This is a genomic window from Streptomyces bluensis (genome assembly GCF_014650715.1).
Classification (GTDB): domain Bacteria; phylum Actinomycetota; class Actinomycetes; order Streptomycetales; family Streptomycetaceae; genus Streptomyces; species Streptomyces bluensis.
The window spans coordinates 108,732-128,340 of sequence record NZ_BMVM01000020.1 but is presented as its reverse complement, the minus strand read 5'-3'; the positions used below and the strand labels follow the sequence as shown (position 1 = coordinate 128,340).

Sequence of the window (19,609 nt, the reverse complement as noted above, 5' to 3'; positions counted from 1 at the left end):
ATGCCACTGACAGCGGGCCGTGAGCTGGGATTTCGGCCGGTGGGAGCTGCGGCACACGACCGGAGACGCTACGACTGTCCCGGAAGGTACGGCGCCGTCGACGGCAGGCCCAGGTCCGAGGGGAGCAGGGAGCCCACCCAGCAGTCGCGGCGCACGCCCTTGTTGTCGATCGCGGAGCGGAGGGTGCCCTCGACGGTGAAGCCCGCCTTCTCGGCCACCGCGCGGGACGCCGCGTTGCCGACCTCGGCACGCCACTCCACACGGTCCATCGCCACGGAGGTGAAGGCCCAGCGGGAGGCGGCGAGCGTGGCCTCGGTGATGTAGCCGTTGCCGCGGTGCTCCTTCGTCGCCCAGAAGCCGATCTCACCGGTGCCCAGCGAGCGCACGGTGATGCCGAGCATGCCCACCAGCTCCCCGGAGGGGAGGAAGACGCCGAACGTGTACATCGAGGAGTCCGCCCAGCCGTCGGGCGCCATCTGGCCGACGAACGCCTCCGCGTGCTCGCGCAGATACGGCGACGGGATCATGGTCCAGCGCTGGATCTCGGGGTCCTGCGCGGCCGCGTACACCGCGTCGGTGTCGTGCGGGCCCACCGTGCGCAGGAGCAGCCGGTCGGTGGTCAGGGTGACGGGGTCCATCGGGCGATTCTGGCCCGGCGGCGCGGAGAGACGCCATCGTTTTGATACCGGGTTGATCGGTGTCGGTCGGTGTCGGTCGGTGTCGGTCGGTGTCGGTCTTGCGTCGGTCGGTGGAGCGCTGTGGCGGGCCGTGTCCGGCAGCGCCCGAACGAGTGCGTGCCGAGATGCCGCGGGCGTTGTTTGCGGTGCGTGAAGGGCTGATCACAATTCGTGCATTTCGTGGGCGGAATGCGGCACCATCCGTCTCACACGTCCGTTGTCCTAGTGGCTGTCATGGCCAGACCTCCCGGCGCGGCGGGGTCCTCGCTTACGATGGCCGTTGCTTTGTCTGGTATCGAAGCTGTCATTGAACCTGTCCAGTGAAATCCGACCGTCCCAGGCCCGATCGGCAAGGAGACAAACCCCCGTGTCCGTTCTCTCCAAGATCATGCGTGCAGGCGAAGGCAAGATCCTGCGCAAGCTGCACCGCATCGCGGACCAGGTCAACTCCATCGAAGAGGACTTCGCGGACCTCTCCGACGCCGAGCTCCGGGCCCTCACCGATGAGTACAAGCAGCGCTACGCCGACGGCGAGAGCCTCGACGACCTGCTCCCCGAGGCCTTCGCGACCGTCCGTGAGGCGGCCAAGCGCGTCCTCGGTCAGCGGCACTACGACGTGCAGCTGATGGGCGGCGCCGCCCTCCACCTCGGGTACGTGGCCGAGATGAAGACCGGTGAGGGCAAGACCCTGGTGGGCACGCTGCCCGCGTATCTGAACGCCCTGTCCGGAGACGGCGTCCACCTCATCACGGTCAACGACTACCTGGCCGAGCGCGACTCCGAGATGATGGGCCGCGTCCACAAGTTCCTGGGTCTGAGCGTCGGCTGCATCCTCGCCAACATGACGCCGGCCCAGCGCCGCGAGCAGTACAACTGCGACATCACGTACGGCACGAACAACGAGTTCGGCTTCGACTACCTCCGCGACAACATGGCCTGGTCCAAGGACGAGCTCGTCCAGCGCGGCCACAACTTCGCGATCGTCGACGAGGTCGACTCCATCCTCGTCGACGAGGCCCGTACGCCGCTGATCATCTCGGGCCCGGCCGACCAGGCCACCAAGTGGTACGGCGACTTCGCCAAGCTGGTCACGCGCCTCAAGCGCGGCGAGGCCGGCAACCCCCTCAAGGGCATCGACGAGACCGGCGACTACGACGTCGACGAGAAGAAGCGCACGGTCGCCATCCACGAGTCCGGCGTCTCCAAGGTCGAGGACTGGCTGGGCATCGACAACCTCTACGAGTCGGTGAACACGCCGCTGGTGGGCTACCTGAACAACGCCATCAAGGCCAAGGAGCTCTTCAAGAAGGACAAGGACTACGTCGTCATCGACGGCGAGGTCATGATCGTCGACGAGCACACGGGCCGTATCCTCGCCGGCCGCCGTTACAACGAGGGCATGCACCAGGCGATCGAGGCGAAAGAAGGGGTGGACATCAAGGACGAGAACCAGACGCTCGCCACGATCACCCTGCAGAACTTCTTCCGCCTCTACGGCAAGCTCTCCGGAATGACCGGTACGGCGATGACCGAGGCCGCCGAGTTCCACCAGATCTACAAGCTCGGCGTGGTCCCGATCCCGACCAACAAGCCGATGATCCGCAAGGACCAGTCGGACCTGATCTACCGCACCGAGGTCGCCAAGTTCGCGGCGGTGGTCGACGACATCGCCGAGAAGCACGAGAAGGGCCAGCCGATCCTCGTCGGTACGACGTCGGTCGAGAAGTCCGAATACCTCTCGCAGCAGCTCTCCAAGCGCGGCGTCCAGCACGAGGTGCTGAACGCCAAGCAGCACGACCGGGAGGCGACGATCGTCGCCCAGGCCGGCCGCAAGGGCGCTGTGACGGTGGCCACGAACATGGCCGGCCGTGGTACGGACATCAAGCTCGGCGGCAACCCCGAGGACCTCGCCGAGGCGGAGCTGCGCCAGCGCGGCCTCGACCCCGAGGAGCACATCGAGGAGTGGGCCCACGCCCTGCCCGACGCCCTGGAGCGGGCCGAGCAGGCCGTCAAGGCCGAGAAGGAAGAGGTCGAGGAGCTCGGCGGTCTCTACGTGCTGGGTACCGAGCGGCACGAGTCGCGCCGTATCGACAACCAGCTGCGTGGTCGTTCCGGCCGTCAGGGCGACCCGGGCGAGTCCCGCTTCTACCTCTCGCTCGGCGACGACCTGATGCGCCTGTTCAAGGCCCAGATGGTCGAGCGCGTGATGTCGATGGCGAACGTCCCGGACGATGTGCCGATCGAGAACAAGATGGTCACGCGTGCGATCGCCTCCGCGCAGTCGCAGGTCGAGCAGCAGAACTTCGAGACCCGTAAGAACGTCCTGAAGTACGACGAGGTGCTCAACCGCCAGCGCGAGGTCATCTACGGCGAGCGGCGCCGTGTCCTTGAGGGCGAGGATCTGTACGAGCAGATCAAGCACTTCATGGACGACACGATCGACGCCTACATCCAGGCCGAGACCGCCGAGGGCTTCGCCGAGGAGTGGGACCTCGACCGGCTGTGGGGCGCGTTCAAGCAGCTGTACCCGGTGAAGGTGACCGTCGACGAGCTGGAGGAGGCCGCCGGTGACCGGGCCGGGCTGACCGCCGAGTTCATCGCCGAGTCCATCAAGGACGACATTCACGAGCAGTACGCGGCGCGCGAGGAGCAGCTCGGCTCCGAGATCATGCGCGAGCTGGAGCGCCGGGTGGTCCTCTCGGTCCTGGACCGCAAGTGGCGAGAGCACCTCTACGAGATGGACTACCTCCAGGAGGGCATCGGCCTGCGCGCGATGGCCCAGAAGGACCCGCTGGTCGAGTACCAGCGCGAGGGCTTCGACATGTTCCAGGCCATGATGGAGGGCATCAAGGAGGAGTCCGTCGGCTACCTGTTCAACCTGGAGGTCCAGGTCGAGCAGCAGGTCGAGGAGGTCCCGGTCGAGGACGAGAAGCCTTCGCTGGAGAAGAAGGAGGACGCGGTACCGGCCCAGGCGGGTGCCCGTCCGGAGATCCGTGCCAAGGGCCTGGAGGCCCCACAGCGCCCGGACCGCCTGCACTTCTCCGCCCCCACCGTGGACGGCGAGGGCGGTGTCGTCGAGGGCGACTTCACCAACGACGACGAGCCGGTCCGCTCCGAGGCCGACGGCCTCACGCGCGCGGAGCGCCGCAAGCAGGCCAAGGGCGGACGGCGCCGCAAGAAGTGACGGTGCGGCGCGTGCCTGCGGCACGGCGGCTGTGGGCCTCGGACGAGGCGGCGTCGCGTCGCCTCGGGTGAGGACAGTGGTGTGAAGGGCCGGGCACTCTCGGGTGCCCGGCCCTTCGCGCGCGTGCCCCCCTCTGCTTGGCGCTCCGTAGGACGGGCGCGTTCCGGCAGCGCGACCGCGTGACGCTCCCGGTGGCCGTACGAGGAGGTCAGTCCTCGTCCGTGCAGGGCATCCTCGGGCCGCCGAGTTCCACGGCTGTGCAGCGCCAGCGGTTGTCATGGCCGTACTCCAGACGGAAGGCCATGGCGCGGAGCCGGTCGCCGGCGCCGATGCGGGCGAAGGCCTCGATGGCGCCGGGGCGCGGCTCGAAGTAGCCGATGTCGCGGACGACCGGGCGGGTGCCGCAGGTCGTGCGCAGGGGGCCGTGCTCGGCGAGCCACGCCAGTTCGTCGTACGCGCGTCCGGCGGTGTGGCGCAGCATGCTGTGCACCGGACGCTGACCGCTCAGCACCGCCAGCAGGAGGTCGGCGAAGCGGTCGGTGGGGCGCGGCTGGGGGAGGGCGAGGAGTGCCCTGCCGGCCGTCGTGGCCGCGGAGGCCGCGGAGGGGCGGGCCCGGCCCGGAGCCGTGCGGGTCGGTGTGCCGCCGGGGCGGCGGGTGTCGTGTCGGACCGGCGGGCGGGTGCCGGGGTGGCGCCGCGTCCTGGTCATGACCTTGTTCATGGGAGGCCCCCGTTCCGTGAACCGACCGCCCTGGGGATACCGGTCGGTAACTTCGTGGTTGGGGATCTTGTACGGGGCTGGGAGAGGGGGCCGCAACGCAGGCGGGCCCGCCTCGGCGTGACCCGAAACTTCACCTATCAGAGTGATCCCGAGGGGCGGAACCCTTGGGGGCACGGGGGTGTACCGGGTGATCCGGGAGCGGCGGGTGGACGTCGCGGACGGCGCGGGTGGGCGCCCGATGGGGGACACCCGCACGTATCCTTGGGTGACTCACCGGAGGTGCGGGACCACGGACGGGTCAGGACCGGCCAGGGCCGGCCAGGGTCGGCCAGGACCGGTCTTGTGGACGCGTCCCGACGTCCCCGTGTCTTCCGGTGGCCCTTCCCGACTTTCCCGACTACGAAAGCGGCTCGTCATGCGCGTCTACGTCCCCCTGACCCTTCCTGGTCTCGCCGCGGCGTACAAGACGGGTGAGCTGGGGGAGGGGCCGTTCGTCGCGTACGCCGTCACACCCGCGCTGCGCGAGTGGTACCTCTCCGACGACATCGAGGAGCTTGAGTACGCGGCCCTCAACCGCGCCGCCCTCGCCTCGCTGCGGCTCCTCGCCGTGGAGCCCGGGGTGGCCCGGCGGCGGGTCGTCGTCGCCGTCGACGTCGCCGACGGGGCCGCCGTGGCCGACCCCGACCGCGGGCTCGACCCGGCGGCGCTCGGGGAGGTACGGGTCAACGGTCCGGTCCCGCTGGCCAAGGCGGCGGCCGTCCACGTCGACTCCGACGACGCCGAGAACGACGTGGCCGCCGCCGCGGACGCGCTGGGCGCGGCCGATCAGGGGGACGACGACGCCCAGTTCACCGTGGACGGTGCCGAGGACCACGAATTGCTGTGGTACGCAACGCAGGAGATCCCCAACCTGGTGGGGCTGGGGGACTGAAGAGGGAGCCGGTCACCGGTGTGCGGTGTGCGGTGTGCGGTGGGCGCGGTTACCGGTGTGCGGTGGGCGGTCACGGTGCGTTGTCAGTGGTGCCGGGTACGTTCTTGGGTATGGGGAAGAACGGAGCAGCGCACATCGTCTGGGACTGGAACGGGACCCTGTTCCACGACAATGAAGCGATCATCGGGGCGACGAACGCGGCGTTCGCCGAGCTGGGCATCGAGCCGCTGACACTGGAGCGGTACCGGGCGTTGTACTGCGTGCCGGTTCCGAAGTTCTACGAGCGGCTGATCGGGCGGCTGCCGACGGACGAGGAGTGGGAGACCATGGACGGGGTCTTCCACCGTTACTACCTGGAGCACCGCACGGCCTGCGGGCTCACCGACGGCGTGCCGACCCTGCTCGCGGACTGGCAGTCGGCGGGGCACAGCCAGTCGATCCTCAGCATGTACGGGCATGAGGAACTGGTCCCCCTGGTGAGGGGATTCGGGATCGAGCCGCACTTCATACGGGTCGACGGGCGAACCGGGCCGTCCGGGGGCAGCAAGGCCGAGCACATGGTGCGTCATGTGGGCGCGCTCACCGGCGTGGAGGCGTCCCGGGTGGTGGTGATCGGGGACGCGGCCGACGACGCGGTGTCCGCGCGGCACGTGGGCGCGCAGGCCGTGCTGTACACCGGGGGCTCCCACAGCCGCGCCAGCCTTGAGGAAGTGGGGGTGCCCGTGGTGGACACCCTGGCGGAGGCGGTTGCGGAGGCCGAGCGGTTGGCGGCCTGACGGTGGCCAGGCCAGGTCAAGCCAGGTCAAGCCAGGTCAAGCCAGATCAAGCCAGGTCAAGCCAGATCAAGTCAGGGCAAGCCGGGTCATGTCAGGTCACGGGTGCCTTGGCCCGCAGGACCTTGAGGAACTCGCGCATCCAGCGGGAGTGGTCCGGCCAGGCGCGGGACGAGACGAGGGTGCCGTCGACCACGGCCTCCGCGTCCTGGAACGTGGCGCCCGCCGCCTGCATGTCCAGTTCCAGCGCCGGGTACGCCGTGACGCGGCGGCCGCGCAGGCCGTCCACGGCGGCGGTCAGCAGGGGGCCGTGGCAGATCTGGGCGACCGGTTTGTCCGTGTCGAAGAAGGACTTGAGGATCTTGCGGAGTTCGGGGTCGTTGCGGAGGTACTCCGGGGCGCGGCCTCCCGGGATGACGAGGGCGACGTACTGGCCGGGGTCGACCTCGGAGAAAGCGAGGTCGGCGGGCCAGGTGTAGCCGGGCTTCTCGGTGTACGTGTCGAAGCCGGGTTCGAAGTCATGGACGACGAACTGGAGCGTCTTGCGGGCGGGGGCCGCGATGTGGACCTCGTAGCCCTCCTCGCGCAGGCGTTGGTACGGGTACAGGACCTCCAGGGACTCCGCCGCGTCGCCGGTGACGATCAGGATCTTGGCTGACATGTCGCTGCGCTCCCCTCAGCCGTGGGTGACTGCCCGGGGCTGCGACGCGAGACCCCGGCCCCCACTACGCGACCCCAACCCCACTATCGGACTGAACGGGCTCGTCCTCAAACGCCGGTGATCTGCTTCCCCACCACCGGACCCACCGGACCCACCGGACCCACCGGACCCACCGGACCCAGCGGGCACCCCCTGACTGGGCGCGCCGACACGAGCCGCCCCCCGCCCGGCCGAGTCGCAGCACTCGACGGAGTGGCACCCAACCGGGGGAGTGGCGCCCGCCCGGCGGGGGTGGAACCGGCCCGGGGAGGAGTGGCATCGACGCGGCAGAGTGGCCCCCGCCCATGGAATCTGAGGTGGAGAGCCCCCACGCGCCGTGCTCCTGTGCGAAACGTCAAACTTCGACCCAGGGTTTTATACACATACGGCTCATGACGGGCCCCCAGGCATCAGCGATAGCCTTGTGGCGTGATCAGCGCGATATTTCGCGGGGACCTCGTCGTCCCTGCCCTGCGCCCGGAGAGCACGGTCGACAGCCGTGACCGGGCGGCGGTCGCTGGTCCTTGCGGGCGGGAGGGGGCCCGAAGGGCTCCCGGGGCACCGAGGGCGCCCTTCGACCGTGGCCCGCAGAGAGCATTCTCACAGCTGCCGGGCAGCTCAAGATTGGCTCAGAACCCCCCACACACCTCACCTTGCGGCATAGCGTCGGAGCAGACCGGACACCCCGCGTCTCGGCGTCACGTCCGCAGGGAAGGGACCGAACTTCCTTCAACGTCACGCAACGGCGCGCGACAGGAGCCAGAGGACAATGCAGACCAAGCTGGACGAAGCCAAGGCCGAGCTGCTCGAACGGGCCGCCCGGGTAGCTGAGAACAGCCCGGTCGGGGGGCACCTACCGACTGGGACGACGGGCGAGGCACCCCCCGGCACCTCGGACCGCGAGACCGTGTTCGCGTTCCTCCAGCGCTACTACCTGCACACCGCCCCGGAGGACCTGGCCGACCGCGACCCGGTCGACATCCTCGGAGCCGCCTTCTCGCACTACCGGCTGGCGGAGAACCGCCCCCAGGGCACGGCCAACGTGCGGGTCCACACCCCGACCGTCGAGGAGAACGGCTGGACGTGCAGCCACTCCGTGGTCGAGGTCGTCACCGACGACATGCCGTTCCTCGTCGACTCCGTGACCAATGAGCTGTCGCGGCAGGGCCGGGGCATCCACGTCGTCATCCACCCGCAGGTCATCGTGCGGCGTGATGTCGCCGGCAAGCTCATCGAGGTGCTCACCGCACCGACCGTCGGCGATGCCGATCAGCCGCACGACGTGCACACCGAGTCCTGGATCCACGTCGAGATCGACCGGGAGACCGACCGCTCCGATCTGAAGCAGATCACCAACGATCTGTTGCGTGTGCTGTCCGACGTGCGCGAAGCCGTCGAGGACTGGGAGAAGATGCGCGAGGCGGCGATCCGTATCGCCGACGAGCTGCCCGCCGAGCCCACCGCGGACGACCTGCGGGGCGACGAGGTCGGGGAGGCCCGCGAGCTGCTGCGCTGGCTGTCGGACGACCACTTCACCTTCCTCGGGTTCCGGGAGTACCAGCTGCGCGAGGACGACTCGCTGGCCGCCGTTCCGGGCACCGGGCTCGGCATCCTGCGGTCCGACCCGCACCACCACGGCGAGGACAGCCACCCCGTCAGCCCCTCCTTCGAGCGGCTTCCCGCCGACGCCCGCGCCAAGGCCCGCGAGCACCGGCTCCTCGTCCTCACCAAGGCCAACAGCCGCGCCACCGTCCACCGGCCGAGCTACCTCGACTACGTCGGCGTGAAGAAGTTCGACGAGCACGGGAACGTGGTCGGGGAGCGGCGCTTCCTCGGGCTCTTCTCGTCCGCCGCCTACACCGAGTCCGTCCGCCGCGTCCCCGTCATCCGCCGCAAGGTCGAGGAGGTGCTGGGGCGCGCCGGGTTCTCGCCCAACAGCCACGACGGGCGTGACCTGCTGCAGATCCTGGAGACGTACCCCCGCGACGAGCTGTTCCAGACGCCCGTCGACGAGCTGCAGTCCATCGTCACCTCCGTGCTGTACCTCCAGGAGCGGCGCAAGCTCCGGCTCTACCTGCGCCAGGACGAGTACGGGCGCTACTACTCCGCCCTCGTCTACCTGCCCCGGGACCGCTACACCACCGGTGTCCGGCTGCGCATCATCGACATCCTCAAGGAAGAACTCGGCGGCACCAGCGTCGACTTCACGGCCTGGAACACCGAGTCGGTCCTCTCCCGGCTGCACTTCGTGGTCCGCGTCCCGCAGGGCACCGAACTGCCCCAGCTCAACGACGCCGACAGGGAGCGCATCGAGGCGCGGCTGGTGGAGGCCGCCCGCTCCTGGTCCGACGGGTTCTCCGAGGCGCTGAACGCGGAGCTCGGCGAGGAGCGCGCCGCTGAACTGCTGCGCCGGTACGGCAGCGCCTTCCCCGAGGGTTACAAGGCGGACCACAGCCCGCGCGCGGCCGTCGCCGACCTCGTCCACCTCGAAAAGCTCGGCGCCGGGGAGAAGGAGGGCAAGGAGGGCAAGGGCGGCAAGGACTTCGCGCTCAGCCTGTACGAGCCCGTGGGCGCCGGCCCCGGCGAGCGGCGGTTCAAGATCTACCGCCGGGGCGAGTCCGTCTCCCTCTCCGCGGTGCTCCCGGTCCTCAGCCGGCTCGGCGTCGAGGTCGTCGACGAGCGGCCGTACGAGATGCGCTGCGCGGACCGTACGACCGCCTGGATCTACGACTTCGGACTGCGCCTGCCCAAGGCACTGAGCGGCCCCGGTGACTACCTGGGCGACGACGGGCGCGAGCGGTTCCAGGAGGCCTTCGCGGCGACCTGGACCGGCCAGGCCGAGAACGACGGCTTCAACGCGCTCGTGCTGAGCGCCGGGCTCACCTGGCGCGAGGCGATGATGCTGCGGGCGTACGCGAAGTACCTGCGCCAGGCGGGCTCCACCTTCAGCCAGGACTACATGGAGGACACCCTCCGTAACAACGTCCACACGACCCGCCTGCTCGTGAACCTGTTCGAGGCGCGGATGGCGCCGGAGCGGCAGCGCGCCGGGCGGGAACTCGTCGACGCGCTCCTGGAGGAGCTGGACAGCGCGCTCGACCAGGTGGCCAGCCTCGACGAGGACCGGATCCTGCGGTCCTTCCTGACCGTCATCAAGGCGACCCTGCGGACCAACTTCTTCCAGGAGGCGGACGGCGGGAAGCCGCACGAGTACGTCTCCATGAAGTTCGACCCGCAGGCCATCCCGGACCTCCCGGCGCCGCGTCCGGCGTTCGAGATCTGGGTGTACTCGCCGCGCGTGGAGGGCGTGCACCTCAGGTTCGGCAAGGTCGCGCGCGGAGGCCTGCGCTGGTCCGACCGGCGTGAGGACTTCCGCACCGAGATCCTCGGCCTGGTCAAGGCGCAGATGGTGAAGAACACCGTCATCGTGCCCGTCGGCGCCAAGGGCGGCTTCGTCGCCAAGCAGCTGCCGGACCCGGCCGTGGACCGCGACGCCTGGCTGGCCGAGGGGATCAGGAGCTACAAGACCTTCATCTCCGCCCTCCTCGACATCACCGACAACATGGTGGCCGGAGAGGTCGTGCCGCCCGCCGACGTCGTACGGCACGACGAGGACGACACCTACCTGGTGGTCGCCGCCGACAAGGGCACGGCGACGTTCTCGGACATCGCCAACGAGGTGGCCCAGTCGTACGACTTCTGGCTCGGTGACGCGTTCGCGTCGGGCGGCAGCGCCGGATACGACCACAAGGGCATGGGCATCACCGCCCGCGGCGCCTGGGAGTCCGTGAAGCGGCACTTCCGGGAGCTGGGGGTGAACACGCAGGCCGAGGACTTCACGGTCGTCGGCATCGGCGACATGTCCGGTGACGTGTTCGGCAACGGCATGCTGCTGAGCGAGCACATCCGTCTCGTCGCCGCCTTCGACCACCGGCACATCTTCATCGACCCCACCCCGGACGCGGCCACGTCGTACGCCGAGCGCCGGCGCGTCTTCGAGCTGCCCCGCTCCTCCTGGGAGGACTACAACACCGAGCTGATCTCGACCGGCGGCGGCGTGTTCCCCCGTACGGCGAAGTCGGTCCCGGTCAACAGCCACATCCGTGAGGCCCTCGGCATCGAGGGCAAGGTCTCCAAGATGACCCCGGCCGACCTGATGAAGGCGATCCTCAAGGCGCCGGTCGACCTGCTGTGGAACGGCGGCATCGGCACCTACGTCAAGGCGTCCACCGAGACCCACGCCGACGTCGGCGACAAGGCCAACGACGCCATCCGCGTCGACGGGCGGGACCTCAGGGTCCAGGTCGTCGGCGAGGGCGGCAACCTCGGCCTGACCCAGCTCGGCCGGATCGAGTTCGCACAGCGCGGCGGGAAGATCAACACCGACGCCATCGACAACAGCGCGGGCGTGGACACCTCCGACCACGAGGTGAACATCAAGATCCTGCTCAACGGCCTGGTCACCGACGGCGACATGACCGTCAAGCAGCGCAACAAGCTGCTCGCCGAGATGACCGACGAGGTCGGCAGCCTGGTGCTGCGCAACAACTACGCGCAGAACACGGCGATCGCCAACGCCCTCGCCCAGTCCAAGGACATGCTCCACGCCCAGCAGCGCTTCATGCGCACCCTGGTGCGCGAGGGCCGCCTCGACCGGGCGCTCGAATTCCTGCCCACCGACCGGCAGATCCGCGAGCGGCTGAGCACCGGACACGGCCTCACCGGCCCGGAGACGGCCGTCCTCCTCGCCTACACGAAGATCACGGTCGCCGAGGAACTGCTGCACACCTCGCTGCCCGACGACCCCTACCTGCACGGCCTGCTGTACGCGTACTTCCCGGCGGCGCTGCGCGAGCGGTTCCCCGAGAACATCGAAAACCACCCGCTGCGCCGCGAGATCACCACGACCGTCCTGGTCAACGACACGGTCAACACCGGCGGTACGAGCTTCCTGCACCGTATGCGGGAGGAGACGGGAGCCTCCCTGGGCGAGGTCGTCCGGGCGCAGACGGCGGCCCGCGCGATCTTCAACTCCGGCGCGGTGTGGGACGCGGTGGAGGCGCTGGACAACAAGGTCGACGCGGCCGTCCAGACCCGAATCCGCCTGCACTCCCGCCGGCTGGTGGAGCGCGGCACACGCTGGCTGCTCAACAACCGGCCGCAGCCGCTGGAACTCACCGGGACCATCGCGTTCTTCAAGGACGGCGTGGAGCGGGTCTGGGCCGAGCTGCCCAAGCTGGTGCGCGGCGCCGACCTGGAGTGGCACCAGAAGATCTACGACGAGCTGACGGACGCGGGCGTCCCCGACGAGCTCGCCACGCGGGTCGCCGGGTTCTCCTCCGCCTTCCCGACGCTCGACATCGTCGCGGTGGCCGACCGCATGGGCCGGGACCCGATGGAGGTCGCCGAGGTGTACTACGACCTCGCCGACCGGCTGCGGATCACCCAGCTCATGGACCGCATCATCGAGCTGCCCCGCGCCGACCGCTGGCAGTCCATGGCCCGCGCGGCGATCCGCGAGGACCTCTACGCGGCCCAGGCGGCGCTCACGGCCGACGTCCTGGCCGTCGGCAACGGCGAGGCCACGCCCGAGCAGCGCTACAAGGGCTGGGAGCAGAGGAACGCCCCGATCCTGAGCCGGGCCCGCATGACGCTGGAGGAGATCCAGAGCTCCGACACGTTCGACCTGGCGAACCTGTCCGTGGCGATGCGGACGATGCGGACGCTGCTGCGGACGCATTCGTAAGGGTGCGTTCGGGGGCGCCCCCGCTGTGGGCGCCCCCGCTGTGGGCGCCCCCGAAAAGCGGCCGCGGGCTACCGGAACCCGCACACCTTTCGTGACATCTACCTAAGTGGTTCGCAAGGGGACTACACCGACTACACCCCGCAGTCGGGCCACACGGTATGTCTACGATTAAGTGGGATGAACGTGGATCCGCGCCGCTCCCCGGGGCCCGAAGAACCGCACGAGGCACCGCACACCGCCGCGCCCGCCGTGTCCGTCGTCGTGATCGTCTACAACGACGAGGCCCGGCTGCCCACGGCGGTGCGCTCCGTGCTGGACCAGACGCTGCGCAGCGTGGAGGTCGTCATCGTCGACGACCGGAGCACGGACGGCTCGTACGAGGTGGCCAGGCGCCTCGCCGCCGAGCACCCCGGCCGGGTACGCGCCCACCGGCTGCCCGAGAACAGCGGCGGCTGCGGCGCCCCCCGCAACCACGGCATCCAGCGGGCGCGCGGCGACCACGTCATGTTCCTCGACAGTGACGACGTGCTGGAGCGCAACGCCTGCCGCAACATGCTGGAGGCCGCCGAGACCACCGGCGCCGACCTCGTCTCCGGGCTCTGCGTCCGCGTCCACGTGGACGCGCGCAGCGGCAAGGAGGTCAAGTGGTACCCGTGGCTGTACACGCGCACCCGCACCCTCGACTCGATCTCCGAACTGCCCGACCTGCTGGTCTTCGACACCCTGTCGACCAACAAGTGCTACCGGCGTGACTTCCTGCTGGCCAACGCCCTGGAGTTCCCGGTCGGCATCCACTACGAGGACCTGCTCTTCTCGGCGCAGGCGTACGCGGCCGCGCGCCGCATCACGCTCATACCGAACCGGGTCTACGACTGGAACGTCGTGGACAACCCGGGCGGGGCGGGTGAGGCAGACAAGGCGGCCGCGAAGTCGATCAGCAACCGGCGGGCCGAGATAGCCAACTTCACCCACCGTATGGAGATCCACCGCCGGGTCGACCAGCTGCTCGCCGACCGGGGCCTGGCGGAGCTGAAGTTCCACAAGGACGTCAAGTTCCTCAAGCACGACCTCGTGCTGCACCTGCGGGACCTGCCGTTCCGGGACGCCGCCTACCGGCAGGAGTTCGCCGCGATCGCCCGCGCGTACCTGGAGTCGATCGACCCGGCCGCGTACGCCGAGATCGAGCCGATCCACGCCATCTGCGCCTATCTGCTGCGCAAGGGCGACTGGGACAACCTGCTGCCCGCCGTGGACACGCTCACCAACCGCGACAAGATCTCCGCGCCGCTCGTCGAGCGCGACGGCCGGATCTACTGGTGTGCCGAGCACCTCGACAACCCCGACGACGGGGTTCTTGCCCGCCGCGTCCTGGACGTCACCGAGCTCGGCTACCACACCAGGCCGGTCGGGAGGATGTTCCTGCGCAACGAACTCACCGCGTACCAGGGGCCGTCCGGTGGCGTCGGTGGCAGCGGCGGCGGCGGCACGGTCCGCCTCGCCGGGCGCATCACCAACCCGCTGGGTGTCGTGCCGCCCGGTGCCCGCCTCACCGGTGAACTGGAGTTCGCCGCGCGCCGCAAGGGCGTCCGCTTCCAGGTCTTCCGCTTCCCCGTGGCCACCTTGCGGCACGAGGGCGAGACCATCGCCTGGGAGGCGGCCGCCGACCTGACGCGAGGGCTGCGGCCCGTCGGCATCGTGGACGCCGTGTGGGACGTACGGCTCCACCTCCAAGTCGACGGGGTGCGCACCACCACCCGGCTCACCGCCTCCGAACCCGGCCTCGTCACCGGGCAGTTGCCCGTCCGCCCCCGGCTCACCCGGCTGGTCGCCGACCGTATCGAGCCGCAGATATCCTCCCGTGGTCACCTGGCCTTCCGGCTCGTGCCCGACAAGAAGGCGAACGCCCTCGTCCAGCGCGGCATCCACGGCGCCCCCGGACGGCTCGCCAAGTCCGGCTACCGTAGGGCCAGGGCGGTGCGCAGGACCCTCGCCTCCGGGGACACCAAGATCCGCGTCTACCACGAGGTGTTCAGCCGACTGCCCGTGAAGAAGCGCCTGGTCGTCTTCGAGAGCCATCTGGGCCGCCAGTACAGCGACAGCCCCCGCGCCCTCTACGAGGAGATGCGCCGCCAGGGCCTTCGGTTCGAGGCCGTGTGGGCGTACGCGGACAGCGCGGAGGGATTCCCCGAGGACGCCGTGCTGGTCCGCCGCTGGTCGATGCCGTACCTGAAGGCCCTGGCCCGTGCCGAGTTCTGGATCGACAACCAGAGCTACCCGCTGAAGCTCACCAAACGCCCCGGGACGACGTACATCCAGACCTGGCACGGCTCCGCGCTCAAACGGATGGGCTTCGACGAGCCGGAGTGGAAGCTCCGCTCCCGCGGCGAGCAGGCCGCACAACAGCGCACCCTGGACCGCTTCGACCGCTTCCTGGTCCGCTCCGAGCACGACGTCCGCACCCTCGCACGCGCCTTCCGCCTGAAGGAGAGGACGCTGCTGCGGGTGGGCTATCCGCGCAACGACGCGCTCGTCCGGGCTCGCGAGACCCCCGGACGCCCGCCGCTCGCCGCCGAGCTGGGCATCCCCGAGGACAGGAAGGTCCTCCTCTACGCCCCCACCTTCCGCCGGCGCGAGCAGCGGCGCTTCGAGCTGCCCTTCGACGTGGAGCGCTTCGCCGACACCTTCGGCGACCGGTACGTCCTCCTCGTCCGCTCCCACTACCTCAACCACGTCGTGCTTCCACCGTCCGTCCGGGGACGGGTCGTCGACGTGTCGTCCCACCACGACGTGACCCCCCTCCTGGCGCTCGCCGACGGGCTGATCACCGACTACTCGTCCGTGATGTTCGACTACGCGCTCCTCGACCGGCCGATGTTCTTCTTCGCGTACGACTACGACGAGTACGTGCACGAGGGCCGCGGCACCTACTTCGACCTGCTCGAACGAGCCCCCGGCCCCGTCGTCCGCACCGAGGACGACCTGTACGCCGCGCTCGGCTCCCTTCAGCAGCAGTCGGCCAAGTACTCCGGAGCCCGCGAGCGGTTCGTGGCCGACTTCGGCGAGTACGACAAGGGGCATGCCGCCGAGAGCGTCGTCGACCAGTTCTTCGCTCACTGGAGGCGAACGTGACCCCGTGTCCGTATCCGTATCCCGAGCGTGACATCTTCCTCGTCGCCAACAGCGTCAACGAACTGGGCGGAGTGGCCAGTTGGTCGCACCAGATGGCCCGACTGCTCACCGAGCGCGGGCACCGCGTGCACGTCGTCGGCATCACTCCGCCCGAGATCGCGATGGAGCTGGGCGACCTGCCGTACCCGACCACGACGCTGTACGACGGCCACGAGGCCCACGGCGGCCGGCCCCCGCGCCTCGGCCGTGCCCGGCACGCGAGCATGCGCGCGAAGGCCGCCCGCCTCACGGCGCTCTTCCGGGCCGCGCGCCCCGGCGCGATCGTGATCGTCACGCAGGTGTGGGCGATGGAGTGGGTGGAGCTCGCCGACACGACCGGTCTGACCGTCATCGGGATGAGCCACGAGTCGTACGAGTACAGCAAGAAGAGCTCGCGCTTCCGGCGCGTCCTCAAGCACTACGAGAAGGCCGACCGCATGCTCGTCCTCACCCGGGAGGACGCGGACCTGTGGATCGGCCAGGGACTCAACAACACATCCTTCATGCCGAACCCACTGCCGTTCATACCCGCCGAACCCTCCCCGCGCACCGAGAAGGCCGTCGTCAGCATCGGCCGGCTGCACGACCAGAAGGGCATCGACATGCTCCTCGACACCTGGGCGGAGGTCGCGCCGCGCCACCCCGACTGGACCCTGCGGATCTACGGCTCGGGCGAGGACGAGGAGGCCCTGCGCACCCAGTGCACCGCGTTGGGCCTCGACGACTCGGTGGCCTGGATGGGCCGTACCAGCGACGTGCCCGGCGCTCTGCGCGGCGCTTCCGTCTTCGTCCAGTCGTCCAGGGGCGAGGGCTTCCCGCTGGCCCTGATGGAGGCCATGGCCTCCGCCGTCCCGTGCGCGGCCTTCGACTGCGCCCCCGGCGTCCACGAGATCATCCGCGACGGCGAGGACGGCCTGCTGGCCGCGCCCGGCAACACGGGAGAACTCGCCCGCAGGCTGGACACGTTGATGTCGGACAAGCAGGTGCGGGACCGGATGGGCGACGCGGCCCGCGTCAACATCCAGCGCTACACGACGGACGAGATCGTACGGCGCTGGGAGGAGCTGTTCGGCTTCCTGGAGAGGTGAGCGTTCCCGAGCCGCGCTTTCCGGAGCCGCGCAGGGCGCCCCTGTCGGGTCACTTCTTCCCGCCCGTGAACTTCTCGTACTCCCGCAGAACCTCCTCCGTCGCCCCGTCCATCCGGAGCTCCCCCCGCTCCAGCCACAGCACCCGGTCACACGTGTCCCGGATCGACTTGTTGTTGTGGCTGACGAGGAACACCGTGCCCGCGTGCTTGCGCAGCTCACGGATACGGGATTCGGAGCGCTTCTGGAAGGAGCGGTCCCCCGTGGCGAGGGCCTCGTCGATGAGCAGCACGTCGTGGTCCTTCGCGGCGGCGATGGAGAACCGGAGCCGCGCCGCCATGCCGGAGGAGTACGTGCGCATCGGCAGCGTGATGAAGTCGCCCTTCTCGTTGATGCCGGAGAAGTCGACGATCTCCTGGTAGCGCTCCTTCACCTGCTCGCGGGACATGCCCATGGCGAGGCCGCCGAGGTGGACGTTGCGCTCGCCGGTGAGGTCGTTCATCAGGGCCGCGTTGACGCCGAGGAGGGAGGGCTGGCCGTCGGTGTAGATGCGGCCGTTCTCGACGGGGAGCAGCCCGGCCACGGCCTTCAGCAGCGTGGACTTGCCGGAGCCGTTCGTTCCGATGAGCCCGATGGCCTCACCCCGGTACGCGGTGAAGGACACGTTCCGCACAGCGTGCACCTTGCGCACGCCCGCCGCCTTCTCGGCCTTCTTGCGGCGCAGGATGCGGTTGAGCGCGGCGGTGGCGGTGCCGCGACCCGCGCCCGTGCCGTTGACGCGGTAGACGATGTCGACGCGGTCGGCGATGACGGTGGGGACGGGTTCGGTGGGGACGGGTCCCGTAGGGGCCTGCTCGTGCGGGCGGGTCAGGGTGGTGTCAGCCACGGCCGTAGGTCTCCTCAGCCTTCCAGAAGTAGATGAACCCGCCGACGCCGGCGAGCAGCGCCCATCCGAGGGCGAGGGCCCACACGTGGTGGGGGAGCTGGCTCGCGTGGAAGCTGTCGATCAGCGCGAACCGCATGAGGTCGATGTAGACGGCCGCCGGGTTGCACTGGAGCAGGAGGTGCACCCAGTGGGGCAGGTCCTGGTGGGAGAGCACCTTGTCGATGCTCCACATCACGCCCGACACGTACATCCAGGTGCGCAGCACGAACGGCATCAGCTGGGAGATGTCCGGGGTCTTGGCCCCGACCCGGGCCATGATCATCGCGACCCCGGCGTTGAACATGAACTGGAGCGTGAGCGTGGGCACGATCAGCAGCCAGGACGCGGAGACCGGCACCCCGAAGGCGAGCAGGATCACCACCAGCGCGGCCATCGAGAACAGCAACTGCTGGAGCTGCTGGAGCGCGTACGACACCGGGAGCGCGGCGCGCGGGAAGTGCAGTGCGCGGACGAGTCCGAGGCTGCCGGAGATGGCCCGCGTCCCCGCCATGATCGAGCTCTGGGTGAACGTCCACACGAACACACCGGTGACCAGGAACGGGATGTAGTCCGGCACGCCCCGGCTGGTGCCCATCAGGACGCCGAAGATGAAGTAGTAGACCGCCGCGTTGAGCAGCGGGTTGGCGACCTGCCAGACCTGGCCGAGCTTCGCCTGGCTGTACTGCGCGGTGAGCTTGGCCGTGGCGAACGCCGTGATGAAGTGCCGGCGCGCCCACAGCTGCCCTATGTACTCGGGCAGGGAGGGGCGCGCACCGCTGACGCTGAGGCCGTGCCGCGCGGCGAGCTGCGCGGGGGACTCGGTGGGCGGCGCCGGGGCTGGTGCTGGTGCCTGCGCGTGGGCCGTGGCGGTTGGCGGTGTGGGGAGGGCTCGGCTGCTCACATCCGCTGCTTTCGGTCGAGGTCGTGGGGCGCTCTTGCGGCCCTGTGGGTTTGCGTCGGGACGGGACCGTATCGTCGTAACGCGAGCGTATGCCGAGCGACGTCGGAACGCAACCGTAGCGTCGTCACGCCCTATGCTGGTCGGCATGACTTCCAACGCCGACGCCCCCGAGACGCAGTCGGCGCGGCCGCCGCGCCCGCGCCGCCGGACCCCCGCCGGGGCGGCCGTGCTCCGTGAGGACGTGACCGAGGCCATCCGGGCCGCGGTCTTCGAGGAGCTCGCTGCCGTCGGCTACGGCCGTATGTCCATCGAGGGCATCGCGCGGCGCGCGGGGGTCGGCAAGACGGCGGTGTACCGCCGCTGGCGCTCGAAACTCCACCTGGTTCTGGACCTGGTCTCGGCGGTGGCGGTCCAGGGCCTGCCGATGCCGGACACCGGTTCGCTGGAGGGTGACCTCCGTCTGCTCTACGAGGTCACGTCCCGCGCCCTGCGCCACCCGGTGGCCGGCCAGATCATCCCCGACCTCCAGGCCGAGGCGGCCCGCAACCCCGAGATCGCCGAGGCCATGCAGAAGGCGTTGCGCGAGGGGCAGCAGAGTGTGGCGAGCGGCATCGTCGCGGCGGCGGTCGCCCGCGGTGAGATGCGCGACGGGGTCGACGAGGACCTGACCCTGGACCTGATCTCCGGTCCGTTGTACTGGCGGTCGGTGGTCGTACGGGGCCCGAAGCTGCCGAAGGAGTACCTGCCGAGCCTGGCGAGGGCGACGGCGGCGGCGCTCAAGGCGCTGTAGGGAAGGGA

At 69.7% G+C, this 19,609-nt stretch carries 12 protein-coding genes; 7 read left to right on the top strand and 5 right to left on the bottom strand.

All coding sequences use genetic code 11. The features are described from left to right. Window positions 1-68 precede the first annotated feature (68 nt). On the bottom strand, window positions 69-638 hold the full coding sequence (locus IE262_RS33675) for a GNAT family N-acetyltransferase (RefSeq protein ID WP_189879069.1): 570 nt from the start codon (window positions 636-638) through the stop codon (window positions 69-71). Between the two features lie 406 nt (window positions 639-1,044). Between IE262_RS33675 and secA the strand changes: the two genes are divergently transcribed. Then, entirely contained in the window at window positions 1,045-3,861 is a 2,817-nt protein-coding gene (secA, locus tag IE262_RS33670) for a preprotein translocase subunit SecA (protein ID WP_134035193.1), read from the top strand. A gap of 208 nt (window positions 3,862-4,069) precedes the next feature. Here secA and IE262_RS33665 read toward each other — a convergent pair whose 3' ends face one another. Next, window positions 4,070-4,582, bottom strand: a complete 513-nt coding sequence (locus IE262_RS33665; RefSeq protein WP_134035196.1) for an Rv3235 family protein — start codon at window positions 4,580-4,582, stop codon at window positions 4,070-4,072. 415 nt (window positions 4,583-4,997) lie between these two features. Here IE262_RS33665 and IE262_RS33660 point away from each other — a divergent pair, with 415 nt between their 5' ends. Next, window positions 4,998-5,513 (top strand): DUF6912 family protein, encoded by a 516-nt coding sequence (locus tag IE262_RS33660; RefSeq protein ID WP_134035199.1) that lies wholly within the window; start codon window positions 4,998-5,000, stop codon window positions 5,511-5,513. Between the two features lie 110 nt (window positions 5,514-5,623). Beyond that, the gene (locus IE262_RS33655; RefSeq protein ID WP_189879067.1) at window positions 5,624-6,289 is read left to right on the top strand and encodes an HAD family hydrolase; all 666 of its coding nucleotides are present in this window, start codon (window positions 5,624-5,626) and stop codon (window positions 6,287-6,289) included. Window positions 6,290-6,380: 91 nt separating this feature from the next. On the opposite strand, the gene IE262_RS33650 is transcribed toward IE262_RS33655, so the two are convergent. After that, window positions 6,381-6,947, bottom strand: coding sequence for a DJ-1/PfpI family protein (locus IE262_RS33650; protein WP_189879065.1), 567 nt, complete (start codon window positions 6,945-6,947; stop codon window positions 6,381-6,383). A gap of 808 nt (window positions 6,948-7,755) precedes the next feature. Between IE262_RS33650 and IE262_RS33645 the strand changes: the two genes are divergently transcribed. The 3 genes from IE262_RS33645 (at window position 7,756) to IE262_RS33635 (ending at window position 16,988) form a co-directional block, all read left to right on the top strand. Continuing rightward, window positions 7,756-12,732: an NAD-glutamate dehydrogenase gene (locus tag IE262_RS33645; protein WP_189879063.1), complete on the top strand. Its 4,977-nt coding sequence runs from the start codon at window positions 7,756-7,758 to the stop codon at window positions 12,730-12,732. A gap of 177 nt (window positions 12,733-12,909) precedes the next feature. Then, window positions 12,910-15,861: a bifunctional glycosyltransferase/CDP-glycerol:glycerophosphate glycerophosphotransferase gene (locus IE262_RS33640; protein WP_189879061.1), complete on the top strand. Its 2,952-nt coding sequence runs from the start codon at window positions 12,910-12,912 to the stop codon at window positions 15,859-15,861. After that, window positions 15,858-16,988: a glycosyltransferase gene (locus IE262_RS33635; protein WP_229877753.1), complete on the top strand. Its 1,131-nt coding sequence runs from the start codon at window positions 15,858-15,860 to the stop codon at window positions 16,986-16,988. The genes IE262_RS33640 and IE262_RS33635 overlap by 4 nt, the downstream gene beginning before the upstream one ends. Before the next feature lie 49 nt (window positions 16,989-17,037). On the opposite strand, the gene IE262_RS33630 is transcribed toward IE262_RS33635, so the two are convergent. Together IE262_RS33630 and IE262_RS33625 are read right to left on the bottom strand one after the other, a co-directional pair. Further along, window positions 17,038-17,871, bottom strand: a complete 834-nt coding sequence (locus tag IE262_RS33630; protein ID WP_373305204.1) for an ABC transporter ATP-binding protein — start codon at window positions 17,869-17,871, stop codon at window positions 17,038-17,040. Continuing rightward, window positions 17,864-18,811, bottom strand: coding sequence for an ABC transporter permease (locus tag IE262_RS33625; RefSeq protein ID WP_189879059.1), 948 nt, complete (start codon window positions 18,809-18,811; stop codon window positions 17,864-17,866). The genes IE262_RS33630 and IE262_RS33625 overlap by 8 nt, the downstream gene beginning before the upstream one ends. 145 nt (window positions 18,812-18,956) lie before the next feature. Between IE262_RS33625 and IE262_RS33620 the strand changes: the two genes are divergently transcribed. Continuing rightward, entirely contained in the window at window positions 18,957-19,601 is a 645-nt protein-coding gene (locus IE262_RS33620) for a TetR/AcrR family transcriptional regulator (RefSeq protein WP_134035216.1), read from the top strand. The last annotated feature ends 8 nt before the right edge of the window (window positions 19,602-19,609 follow it).

Excerpts from the sequence above, each read along its gene's own strand:
- IE262_RS33675 (WP_189879069.1), bottom strand. The coding sequence starts at position 638 with ATGGACCCCGTCACCCTGACCACCGACCGGCTGCTCCTGCGCACGGTG.
- IE262_RS33665 (WP_134035196.1), bottom strand. The coding sequence starts at position 4,582 with ATGAACAAGGTCATGACCAGGACGCGGCGCCACCCCGGCACCCGCCCG.
- IE262_RS33660 (WP_134035199.1), top strand. The coding sequence starts at position 4,998 with ATGCGCGTCTACGTCCCCCTGACCCTTCCTGGTCTCGCCGCGGCGTAC.
- IE262_RS33655 (WP_189879067.1), top strand. The coding sequence starts at position 5,624 with ATGGGGAAGAACGGAGCAGCGCACATCGTCTGGGACTGGAACGGGACC.
- IE262_RS33650 (WP_189879065.1), bottom strand. The coding sequence starts at position 6,947 with ATGTCAGCCAAGATCCTGATCGTCACCGGCGACGCGGCGGAGTCCCTG.
- IE262_RS33645 (WP_189879063.1), top strand. The coding sequence starts at position 7,756 with ATGCAGACCAAGCTGGACGAAGCCAAGGCCGAGCTGCTCGAACGGGCC.
- IE262_RS33640 (WP_189879061.1), top strand. The coding sequence starts at position 12,910 with ATGAACGTGGATCCGCGCCGCTCCCCGGGGCCCGAAGAACCGCACGAG.
- IE262_RS33620 (WP_134035216.1), top strand. The coding sequence starts at position 18,957 with ATGACTTCCAACGCCGACGCCCCCGAGACGCAGTCGGCGCGGCCGCCG.